Source organism: Micropruina sp. (assembly GCF_047606365.1).
Taxonomy (GTDB): domain Bacteria; phylum Actinomycetota; class Actinomycetes; order Propionibacteriales; family Propionibacteriaceae; genus Micropruina.
This window is the reverse complement of the sequence record NZ_JASGEN010000048.1, coordinates 1-10,923: the sequence shown is the minus strand read 5'-3', so window position 1 is coordinate 10,923 and position 10,923 is coordinate 1. Positions and strand designations below refer to the sequence as shown.

Genomic DNA, 10,923 nt, shown 5'->3' with positions numbered 1-10,923 from the left:
GTTCCAGTGCGTGCATGAGTGCCGCCGACGAGGGAGTCGTGGCGGAGCCACGACGACCGAGGAGAAGGTGCTCAGGTGCGTGCTGGGGCGGCGGCCAATCGACATTCGCCTACCTGCGGAACCTCTTTAGTCCGCGACCGTCCAGGGCCGGCCGTCGCGCAGGTTGTGCATCGTCATGCCGGTCATCGCCTCGAGGCGTCCGTAGATCAGCGTGACGCCACGCTCGTGCAGCAGGCCGTCGTGGATCGGGAAGCCGTGTGTCGCGTCCACCGCGCGGGCGAAGTCGACGGTCTCCTTCATCGCCGCCCACGGGCCGTAGAGCGGGGCCGCCAGCACGTCGATGCCACTGGGCACCGTGGCCAGCGAGTCGCCCGGATGGAACAGGGTCGGCTCGCCCTCGGCGCTGATCACCAGCCCGACGTTGCCGATCTGCGGGATGTCGCGGTGGATGATCGCGTGCAGCCCGCCCACCGCGTTCACCGCGACGCCGCCCAGTTCGATGCTGCTGTCCGCCGCCAGCCCCTCACCGCGGGGCAGGTCGACCGCCTTCAGCACCTGCGGCTCGACCCAGACCTGCGCCTGCGGATTGTTGTCGATCAGGGCACCGACGTGCTCGGGGTCGACATGGTCCGGGTGCTGGTGGGTGACCAGGATCGCGTCCAGGTCGCGCACATCGTGCCAGGCGGTGGAGAAGTTGCCCGGGTCGATCAGGATCCGCCGATCGGCGACCTCGATCAGAACGGCGGAATGTCCGAGGTGGGTGAGCTGCATGATCGCAGCGTAACCCCGGCAGGCAGCTCGCCGCTGCGGCTCCGTGCGAAGTCGGTGTCAGGCCAGCCGCGGCGGCCGGGCGTACTCGTCGCGCTTGCTGGTGCCGACACCCATCCGACCCATCGCTGTCACCAGCCCGACAGCGGCGGCGACACCGTCGACGACCGGGACGCCGATCCGGTCGGTCAGCCGGCGGCACAGATCAGCCATCCCGGCACAACCCAGCACGATGACATCCGCCTGGTCGTGGTGGACGGCCCGCTCACACCAGCCGGCGATCTCGTCCAAGGCTGCTCCGGTGGCGTCCTCCAGGTCGAGCACCGGTATTCCGGTGCCATAGGCCGCCACGCAGGCCCGCTCGAAGCCGTGGCGCAGCAGCAGATCCCGAGCCCGGCCCAGGGTACGCGACAGTGTGGTGACGATGCCGAAGCTGCGACCCGACAACACCGCCACATGCATGGCGGCCTCGGCGATGCCGATCACCGGGACGTCGACCAACTCGCGGGCGGCGTCCACGCCCGGATCGCCGAAGCAGGCGATCACATAGCCGTCGCTGCCGCCCGCAGCCTGGTCGGCCAGGATCAGTTCCGCGATCGCTACCGAGGCATGGGCTTCGTCGTAGTGGCTCTCGATCGCCGCCGGCCCGTTGTCCGCACAAACGGCGACGATCTCGACATCCGGAGCCGCCGCCTCCCGGGCGGCGGCCGCGATCTTCGCGGTCATCGCCCGGGAGGCATTGGGGTTGATCAGCGTGATCCGCATCGGATCACTGCGCGGCCGGCTGGAGTTCGATGGTGCCGCCGGCCACCTCCACGCTGCCGTCCGACACCCCGGCCGTCAGGTCGTCCAGCGAAGGCACCTGCGGGTTGGCGCGCTCGAGCAGCACGAAGATCAGATAGCCCAGCCCGCAGCCGATGAACCAGGTGTAGTTGCCCAGCCAGGACACGTCGAAGCCACCCAGATCGGCGATCATCTTCGGCAGGACGCCGATCAGAATCGTCGGGATTCCAGCCCCCAGAACCGTGTACACCGCATTCTTGTTGTAGCCCTTGGTGTACCAGTAGGCACCCTTGTCAGACATCGTGAACATGTCGTCGACGAGAATCCGCTGTTTGGCCGCGACATAGTAGCCGGCGATCAGAATGCCGAAGAGGGGGCCGATCATCGCACCGAGGACACCCAGCGTGTAGTGAATGGCATCGGCATTGGAATACCAGTTCCACGGCAGCAGAATCACCGAACCGACGGCGGCGATCATTCCGCCGGTGCGCCACGAGATCTTGTGCGGCGCGACATTCGAGAAGTCGAACGCCGGTGAGATGAAGTTGGCCACGATGTTGATGCCGACCGTGGCGGTGACGAAGGTGAGACCGCCCAGCAGAATCGCGAACGGCGTGTCGATCCGCTCCACGGTGTGAATCGGATCGGTGATCAGTTCGCCGAACACCGGAACGGTGGCCGAAGCAGTGATCACGGTGAGCAGCGAGAAGAACAGGAAGTTGACCGGCAGCCCCCAGAAGTTGCCCTTCTTCACCGCGCTGAACGACTTGCCGTAGCGGGCGAAGTCGCCGAAGTTGAGCATCGGCCCCGAGAAGTAGGACACCACGATCGCGATCGCGGTGATCATCACCGGGATGGACGCCCAGAAGTCGAGCGGCTCGCCGGCCGAGAGGTCGAGGCTGATGTTCTGCCAGCCGGCCTGCGACACCAGGTAGCCGGCCAGCACGATCATCACCACGTAGACCGCGGGACCGGCCCAGTCGATGAACCTGCGGATCGTCTCCATGCCGTTCCAGAACAGCGCGGCCTGAGCGCACCAGAGGATCGCGTAGGAGATCCAGCCGAGCGCCGACAGCCCGAGGAAACCGACGTCGAGCAGGGCGGCGCTGCCGGGCCAGAACTTGAGGAAGATGATGTTCAGCGACTCGGCAGCCAGGAAGGTCTGGACGCCGTACCAGGCGATCGCGATCAGGCCACGGATGATCGCCGGAATATTGGCCCCCTTGATGCCGTAGATGGCCCGGTTGATCACCGGGTAGGGAACGCCGGTCTTCTGGCTCGGTTTGGCGACCAGGTTGGTGAACACCTGGACGATGACGATGCCGATCAGCAGTGCCACCAGCACCTGCCAACTGGCGATGCCGAGGGCGAACAGTGAGCCGGCGGTGACATAGCCGCCCACCGAATGCACGTCCGACATCCAGAACGCGAAGATGTTGTAGGACGACCACTTCTGCTCGCGCAGCGGCGCCAGGTCTTCATTGGCGAGTCGTGGATCGTATTCAGGCTTCATATTGCCGGAGCCGACCGGCATGCCGGCGGCTTCGACGATGTCTTCGGATTTCACTCCTGCCGCAGCCGGCAGGTCGTCAATGCGCGTCATTGGGGGAACCTTCCCGTGTCAACCACCCGGACGAGTCCGGGTGGGGCCACCCCGACCTATCCACCGGGTTGGCGATACGACACGCTAGGACGCCTAGTGACGTCCCCTTTTTCTACCCTGTAACGCGTATGTGAAGATGCAATATCCTATTTTTGGGTGACGCTGGCCGGGGTCAGAAGTCCTCGGCGCGGTACTCCTGCACCGGGTTCACCCGCTTGATCCGGCCGTCGGTCAGCCGCTCGGCGATCTGGAAGGCCAGTTCCAGCGACTGGTTGCGGTTCAGCCGGGGATCACACGCGGTCTCGTAGCGGTTGGCCAAGTCGGCCTCAGCCAACGCGTCCGCGACCCCGCCCACGCATTCGGTGACATCGTCGCCGGTCAGCTCCATGTGCACACCGCCGGGCCAGGTGCCCAGCTCTTCGTGCACGTCGAAGAAGCCGTTCACCTCGTCGACCACCTGGCTGAACGCCCGGGTCTTGTAGCCGTTGGCGGTCTCGAAGGTGTTGCCGTGCATCGGGTCGCAGATCCAGGCCACCTTGCGGCCGGTGGCCTCGACGGCCCGGACGATCGGCGGTAGCGCGTCGCGCACCTTGGCCGCACCCATTCGGGAGATCATCGTCAGCCGTCCGGGCTCGTGCTGAGGATCGAGCGCCTCAGCCAGCGCGACGGCGTCCGCGGCGGTGGTCGACGGGCCGACCTTGACCCCGATCGGGTTGCGCAGGTGCCGGATGAAGTCGACGTGCGGGCCCTCGACCTGCCGGGTGCGCTCACCGATCCAGACCATGTGCGCCGAGGTGTTGTACGGCGTCCGGGTACGCGAATCGATCCGGGTCATGGCGTGCTCGTAGGGCAGCAGCAGCGCCTCATGGCTGGAGTAGAAGTCGACGGTGCGGAACGCCTCCTTGTCGACGCCGCAAGCGACCATGAACGCCAGGGCCCGCTCGATCTCGTCGGCCAGCGCTTCGTACCGCGCCTCCACACCGGAGTTTCGGACGAAGTCCTGGTTCCAGGTATGCACCGAACGCAGATCGGCGAAGCCGCCGGTGACGAACGCCCGGATCAGGTTGAGGGTGGCCGCCGAATGGTTGTACGCCTCCAGCAGCCGGTTCGGGTCGTTGACCCGTGACTCGGCGGTGAAATCGAGCCCGTTCACCGCGTCGCCACGGTAGGCGGGCAACGTGACGTCGTCGCGGGTCTCGGTGTCGTTGCTGCGCGGCTTGGCGTACTGCCCGGCCAGCCGGCCCAGCTTCACCACCGGCACCTGGGCGGCGTAAGTGAGCACCACTGCCATCGACAGCAGCACCCGCAGCTTGCCCCTGATGTCGAGCGCCGTGCCGGTGTCAAAGGTCTCGGCACAGTCGCCGCCCTGCAGAATGAAGGCCCGCCCGGCCGCCGCGTCGGCGATCTTCTCGCGCAACTCGTCGCACTCGCCGGCGAAGACCAGCGGCGGACGCTTGCGCAGCTCGGCGATCACCCGCTCCAGCCGTGCCTGATCGGCATAGGTCGGCTGCTGCAGAGGCTGGCGGGACTGAAGTTCTTCAAGCGTGGGGATCGGCTGCGACACGCCGGTCAGGATACGCGGTCGACCACCCGGCTCTCGAACCGGCCCCGGGGCGTGGGACGCCGCGTTGACGGCCGCGAATGCTCACTCCGGCAACTCGGGTTCCTTGGTGTTGATGCCGGGACGCTCCAGGATCCGTGCCGCAGCTTCGGTCTCGGTCAGCGAGCCGCTCTTCACCGAGGTGCCGTACGCCTCGACGTAGGTCTGGCCGGAAAGCTCATGGATGGCGGCCATCACCTGGTCGGTGACCCAGCGCAACGTGCGGGGATCGTCGACCCGGCCGTAATACCGGCTGAAGTCGAGCGGCTTGCCGATCACCACGACGGGGTGGTCGATCCAGGGCAGGCCGGCCTTCTTGGTGACCCGGCTGTTCTTCATCGCCACCGGAATGATCGGCACCTGTGCGGCCAGCGCCATCCGGGCCACGCCGGTCTTGCCCTTGTACAGCCGGCCGTCGGGCGAACGGGTGCCCTCGGGGTAGATGCCCACGCAGCCGCCGTCGGCCAACACGTCGAGCACCGGTTGCAGGCCGTCCAGGCTGGCGCGTCCTCCCGAGCGGTCCAGCGGCACCTGGCCGACCGCACGCAGGAACCAGGCCACCAGCTTGGAGAACGGGCCCCGGTCACCCTTGAACAGCTCGGCCTTCGCCGGGAAGGTGACCTGTCGTTTGATCATCGCCGGCAGCACCAGCGTGTCGCCGGCGTCCAGGTGGTTGCTGGCCAGGATCACCCCGCCGGTGGCCGGAATGTTCTCCTCGCCCTCGGCGCGCGCACCGTAGACGTACTTGATGACCGGCCGGAACGCCGCGTTCTTGAACAGGGAGTAGAGCACCGCACCTCCATCGGATCGCCTTGTGCCGCTCACCCTAATGCCCTGCCGCAGACACCCCGTCCGCCACCCGCCGCGGGGCCCCTACGATGGCGCCATGCAGGTGCACGAGTTCGCCCAGCCGTTCACCGCCGGGCGCGGCGACGTCGGGGTGCTGTTCCTGCACGGCTTCACCGCGAGTCCCTGGACGTTGCGCGCCTGGGCCGGGGCGACGGCGGAGGCCGGCTACCGGGTGTCGGTACCGCGGCTGCCCGGGCACGGCACCAGCTGGCGCGAACTGGAGGTCACCGAGGGACGCGACTGGTACGCGGCCGCCGAGCGGGCCTTCGTCGAACTCCGCGGTGAATGCTCGACGGTCTTCGTCGCAGGGCTGTCCATGGGCGGCGCGCTGGCCCTGCAGCTCGCCGAGCGGCACGCCGACGAGGTGGCGGGGCTGATCCTGGTGAACCCGGCTCTGGTCGGCCACCCGCGACTCGCCCTGGTGCCGCTGGCCCAGCACGTGATCCGCACCGTGGACAGCGTCGGCAGCAGCATCCGCAAGGCCGGGGTGACCGAGCACAGCTATCCCCGGACGCCGTTGCGGGCCGTGCACGCCATGATGCGGCTCTGGGCCGACGTCCGGGCCCGGCTCGACCTGGTGTACTGCCCCATCCTGCTGCTGCATTCCGACGCCGACGACGTGGTCCCGATCATCTCCAAGGAGATCGTGCTGCGTCAGGTCTCGTCGGAGGAGATCACCGAGGTGGCGTTGCCGGACAGCGCCCACGTGGCCCCGCTGGACAACGACGCCGACCTGATCGTCGAGCGCACGCTGGACTTCCTCACCGAGTACGCCGTCCGATGAATCGCGACCAGCCCGAGGACGCCCGGTTCAACGAGCTGATGGCGCGCGAATTTCCCGGCGGCCTGGTGCCCGCCGACGACCCCGTCCGGCCGCCGACACCGGAAACAGCTCCGCCGTCCGCCGAACCGGCGTCACCGAAATCGCCCGTCTCTGCGCCTTCCTCGATCGACCTCCCGACCGTCGACCTGCCCACCGTCGACCTGCCGAGCGACTTCCGCAGCTGGGCCGCCCCGGAGGAGCCCGAGGAGCCGTTCACCCCACCCCCACCGCCGCCGGGAGGCCGGTGGAGCGCGGCGGGTATCGCCGGCACCGTCCTGGTGGTGCTGCCGCTGGTGCTGGTGCTGTTCTCGGCGTTCGGCGTCCGGTTCCCGATGCTGGTCTCGGTGCTGGCCGGGCTGGGGTTCTTCCTGGGTGTGTTCCTGCTGCTGCACCGGTTGCAGCGGCGTCCGCCGGTCGACGGCGACGGTGCCGTGGTCTGAGCGGGTGAGCGTTCAGCGGCCGGCGCGCAGTCGGGCCAGGGCGTCGCGGTACCAGTTCAGCACCGAAGCGTCGGCGATCGCGGCCCCGCCGTTGGTGCGGGCGTAGGCCTCGTCCAGCACCTTCGACCAGCCGATCTGGGTGACCATCGCCCGTACCGCCACCTGGGCCAGCGCATAGGCCGTCTGAGTGGGCTGCGTGACATCGGGCAGCGTCGCCGGGACACCGTCGCGGACGGCGGTGCGGGCCAGTCCGCGGTTGCTGGCCGCCACCCGCGGGTACGCCTCGGCGGTGAGCGCCTCGGCGATCCCCTCCACCATCCATCCGGGGGTACCGGTCAGCCGCGGCGACATCATCCACGCGTGCACGGCCTCATGGGTGATCAGCACCGCGTCATCCTCGGACTTCTGGGTGACCGTCGGGTTCACCACCACCCGGACGCCCTCGCTCTCAGCCAAGCCGGGCACCACCGTGACGGCGGCGACCCGGGAGGCCTCGTCGCCGGCGTAGGCGGCGAAGCCGGTGAGGCTGTCCGGCACCACGACCACCACCGGCTCGGTCCACCGGCGGTCGGTCGGCGCCACCCTGGTCAGCGCGGCGATGCCGGCCTCGGCGGCGCGCGACCAGCGACTCAGATGCCAGGCCGTCCCGGCGCCCACCACCAGCGTGGCCGACGAATGCACCCCCAGCGGTTCACCGAGCCACTCGGTGCCGGAACTCGCTGCGGTGAGATTGGCGATCCGGCCGTCGACCAGACTCGCCGTCGCCTCGCTGCAGACCCGCGGCTCGCCCGGCAAACTCCAGCACACCCGAAGCCTGCCGTCGTTCGTGGTGAGGACGGCAGGCGCCTGAGACAAGGTGGCGAACATCCGGTGGCCGAGCGCCTGAGATCCCGGCGAAGGCGCGAACGCCGCGAGGAAGGACTTCTCGTCCTCAGCGGCGAGCCGCTCGGTCAGGGTACGCGCGAGATCGTCGAGACGTCCGCTCGGTGCCGGCGCGCACGCGCCGAGCAATAAAGCCGGGCCGGCCAGCAGCAGAGTGCGGCGAAACCGATCAACCGACGACGCGGCGGGCACCCTGGTAGGCCGGGTAGGTGGACAGCTTGGTGATCTCCAGGTCGTTACGCGGGTTGCGCGCATGGACGAACATGCCGTTGCCCATGTACATGCCGACGTGGTGGATCGGGCTGTAGAAGAACAGCAGGTCACCGGGCTTGAGCTGGTCGCGGGCGACCGGCCGGCCGAGCGTGGACTGGACCCGCGACGAATGCGGCAGCGAGATACCGACGGAGCGGTAGGCGGCCAGCATCAGCCCGGAACAGTCGAAGTTGTTCGGCCCTTCGGCACCCCACACGTACTGGCCGGTCGGCACCTTGGAGACCGCGTACTTCACCGCACGGATCGCCCGGGAATCAGCCGAGCCGCTGTCGTCGACGAAGTTCTCCTCGGTGGCTGCCTGACGTGAGGCATCACGCGAAGCCGCGTCCTCGGCGTTCAGCCGCTGCCGCTCCTGCTCGGTCAACTGGTCGACCAGCGCCTGGCCCTCTTGGATCTTGGCGTCGATCTGCTTCTTCAACGAGGCGAGCCGCTGCTCTTCGGCGGCGATCGTGCTCACCTGATCGCGCGCGGCGCGCTGCAGATCGGCGAGGTTGGCCTGCTGCGCCTGGTAGTCCTGCAGCAGCGAGTTCATGTTCTGGTCGAGCTTGCCCATGGTGGACATGTCGGCGAGGAAAGCGTCGGGATCGGGCGAGGTCACCAGCTGCACGGTGATGTCGACGCCACGGCTCTGGAAACGGCTGATGGTGACCTGCTGGGCCTGCTTGCGCAGCCCGTCGACCTTCTTCTGCTGGGCGGCGATGTCGGCGTTGAGCGTGGCGACCTTCGTCTTGCCCTGGGCGAGTTGGAGTTTCACCTCAGCCCACTGCTCGCCGATCTTGCTCTGCTCCTGCTCGATGGCGGCCAGCTTGTCCTTGGCGTCGCTCAGCGGGTCAGCGGACGCGGGCCGCACCGTCGGGCCGGCGAACACGACCGCGGCACCGGCCACAGCCACCAGGCTGCCTCGAACAAAGGCACGCAGTCGCACCATCGCCTCCTGACGATCACAATGGGGTCACTGCGGGGAAGTCAGCGGACCAAACCTGAGAAAATCCTAAACGACGTCTTCCCCCGACGCAAACCAGTCCCCCTCTGGTTCGAGCGTCGGGCGTAATGATACAGCTTCGACCAAGCGAAGGGGAGGCAGGAGCCCCTGCGAGGTCATCGCCCGCAGTGCACTCACCTCATCGGAGCAGAATTCGACCACCTCGTGGTCGGCTCCCAACAGCGCCGTCACCATGCAATCGCCACAGGCGGGACCGCGTACCGCGCAGGTTCCGCAATCGATCCTCAGCATCTCCATGACCGCAGTCTGCAAGCCGGCTCCGACAGTTTTCTTCGCCACGTCCGGCCTGCCGTCGTCCCGGCGACCGCCGAGATCTCCGCCGCCTGCACGGCCCAGAAAGCGGCGCGCCAGAAACCGTCAGTGCCGGCTTCTAGCGTCTCGCCCATGACCGTATTGCCGAGCCAACCCACCTTCGACGATCTGGGCACGCCACTGAGCCAGGTTCAGTTCTGCGTGGTCGATCTGGAGACCACCGGCGGCGGTGTCGACGACAAGGTCACCGAGGTGGGTGCGGTCAAGGTGTCCGGCGGCGAGGTGCTGGGCGAGTTCCAGACCCTGGTCAATCCGTCCACCCACATCCCACCACTGATCGCCGTGCTCACCGGCATCACCGACACGATGGTGGCCGGTGCGCCGAGGCTGGCGTCGGTGCTGCCCAGTTTTCTGGAGTTCGCCGCCGGCTGCGTCCTGGTCGCCCACAACGCGTCCTTCGACGTCGGATTCTTGAAGCGGGCCTGCGCCGGCCTCGACTACGCCTGGCCGAATCCTCCGGTGATCGACACGGTCGCACTGGCCCGGCAGGCGCTGTTGCGCGACGAGGTGCGCAACCACAAGCTGGCGACCCTGGCCCAGCACTTCCACGCCGAGACGGCACCCAATCACCGCGCCCTGACCGACGCCCGGGCGACCGTGACGGTGCTGCACGGCCTGCTCGAGCGGGTCGGCAACCTCGGCGTCCACACGGTGGAGGATCTCCTCGAGTTCACCCGCCGGGTGTCCCCGCAGCGCCGCGCCAAGCGCACCTGGGCTACCGGGCTGCCCGCCTCACCCGGCGTGTACTGGTTCGTCGCCGACGGACGCGACGCAGCGGGCCAGACCCGCCGCCAGGTGCTCTACGTCGGCAAGAGCCGCAACCTGCGGGCCCGGGTGCGCAGCTATTTCACCGCCGCCGAGACCCGTCCGCGGATCGACGAGATGGTGCGGGTGGCCACCGGCGTCGAACACCTCACCTGCAGCAGCGAACTCGAGGCCGAGGTGCTCGAGCTGCGGCTGATCGCCGCACACTCGCCGCGGTACAACCGGCGCTCGAAATATCCCGAACGACAGCTCTGGCTGAAGCTGACCCGCGAGCCCTACCCGCGGCTGTCGATCGTGCGCCGCTGCCTGCCCGACGGCGCCGACTACTTCGGGCCGTTCGCGCGGCGGGGCACCGCCGAGGCCGTCCAGGCCGCGCTCTACGACGCGTTCCCGATCCGGCAGTGCACGGCACGGTTGTCGGCGAAGCGGCCGTCCGGCTCCTGCATGCTGGGCGAACTGGGCCGCTGTTGCGCGCCGTGCGAACTGGCGGTCACGCCCGAGGAATACGCCGACGTGGTCGGGCAGGTCTGGGCCGGGCTGACCCGCGACATCCGGCCGGTGCTGCGGGCTGCCCGGGGCCGGCTGACCGGGCTGGTCGCCCAGCAGCGTTTCGAGGACGCCGCCACGATCACCGACCGGCTGACCACCTTCGCCCGCAGCACGCTGCGTCACCATCGGGTGGCGAGCCTGGCCGGCTGCCCGCAGATCGTCGCCGCCTGCCGCGACCGGGGCGACTGGGAGATCCACGTCATCCGCTACGGACGGCTGGCCGGTGCCGCCCGGGCACGGCCGGGCGACGTCGCCCAGGTGGTGGCCCGCGCC

General features: G+C 68.5%; 10 protein-coding genes. 3 read left to right on the top strand and 7 right to left on the bottom strand.

Annotated elements, in window-relative coordinates; genetic code table 11:
• Positions 1 to 126: 126 nt before the first annotated feature.
• The 5 genes from QM624_RS06380 to QM624_RS06360 all read right to left on the bottom strand — a co-directional run bounded on the left by QM624_RS06380 (position 127) and on the right by QM624_RS06360 (position 5,546).
• On the bottom strand, positions 127 to 771 hold the full coding sequence (locus tag QM624_RS06380) for an MBL fold metallo-hydrolase (protein ID WP_415089924.1): 645 nt from the start codon (positions 769 to 771) through the stop codon (positions 127 to 129).
• A gap of 57 nt (positions 772 to 828) precedes the next feature.
• Positions 829 to 1,533 carry an aspartate/glutamate racemase family protein gene (locus QM624_RS06375; RefSeq protein WP_415089922.1) on the bottom strand — a complete coding sequence of 235 codons (705 nt, stop codon included), beginning with the start codon at positions 1,531 to 1,533 and terminating at the stop codon, positions 829 to 831.
• Between the two features lie 4 nt (positions 1,534 to 1,537).
• Positions 1,538 to 3,154: an NCS1 family nucleobase:cation symporter-1 gene (locus QM624_RS06370; RefSeq protein WP_415089919.1), complete on the bottom strand. Its 1,617-nt coding sequence runs from the start codon at positions 3,152 to 3,154 to the stop codon at positions 1,538 to 1,540.
• A gap of 172 nt (positions 3,155 to 3,326) precedes the next feature.
• Positions 3,327 to 4,718, bottom strand: coding sequence for a class II 3-deoxy-7-phosphoheptulonate synthase (locus QM624_RS06365; protein ID WP_415089916.1), 1,392 nt, complete (start codon positions 4,716 to 4,718; stop codon positions 3,327 to 3,329).
• A gap of 81 nt (positions 4,719 to 4,799) precedes the next feature.
• Positions 4,800 to 5,546: a lysophospholipid acyltransferase family protein gene (locus QM624_RS06360; protein ID WP_415089914.1), complete on the bottom strand. Its 747-nt coding sequence runs from the start codon at positions 5,544 to 5,546 to the stop codon at positions 4,800 to 4,802.
• Positions 5,547 to 5,640: 94 nt separating this feature from the next.
• Between QM624_RS06360 and QM624_RS06355 the strand changes: the two genes are divergently transcribed.
• Together QM624_RS06355 and QM624_RS06350 are read left to right on the top strand one after the other, a co-directional pair.
• A complete protein-coding gene (locus QM624_RS06355; RefSeq protein WP_415089912.1) occupies positions 5,641 to 6,387 on the top strand; it encodes an alpha/beta hydrolase in 747 nt (248 codons plus the stop codon).
• On the top strand, positions 6,384 to 6,866 hold the full coding sequence (locus tag QM624_RS06350) for a hypothetical protein (RefSeq protein WP_415089910.1): 483 nt from the start codon (positions 6,384 to 6,386) through the stop codon (positions 6,864 to 6,866). The genes QM624_RS06355 and QM624_RS06350 overlap by 4 nt, the downstream gene beginning before the upstream one ends.
• Before the next feature lie 12 nt (positions 6,867 to 6,878).
• On the opposite strand, the gene QM624_RS06345 is transcribed toward QM624_RS06350, so the two are convergent.
• The gene (locus QM624_RS06345; RefSeq protein ID WP_415089908.1) at positions 6,879 to 7,940 is read right to left on the bottom strand and encodes a hypothetical protein; all 1,062 of its coding nucleotides are present in this window, start codon (positions 7,938 to 7,940) and stop codon (positions 6,879 to 6,881) included.
• Positions 7,918 to 8,949 (bottom strand): NlpC/P60 family protein, encoded by a 1,032-nt coding sequence (locus QM624_RS06340; RefSeq protein ID WP_415089906.1) that lies wholly within the window; start codon positions 8,947 to 8,949, stop codon positions 7,918 to 7,920. The genes QM624_RS06345 and QM624_RS06340 overlap by 23 nt, the downstream gene beginning before the upstream one ends.
• A gap of 459 nt (positions 8,950 to 9,408) precedes the next feature.
• Between QM624_RS06340 and QM624_RS06335 the strand changes: the two genes are divergently transcribed.
• Positions 9,409 to 10,923: DEDD exonuclease domain-containing protein (locus QM624_RS06335; protein ID WP_415089904.1), on the top strand; the 1,515-nt coding region annotated here is incomplete at its 3' end.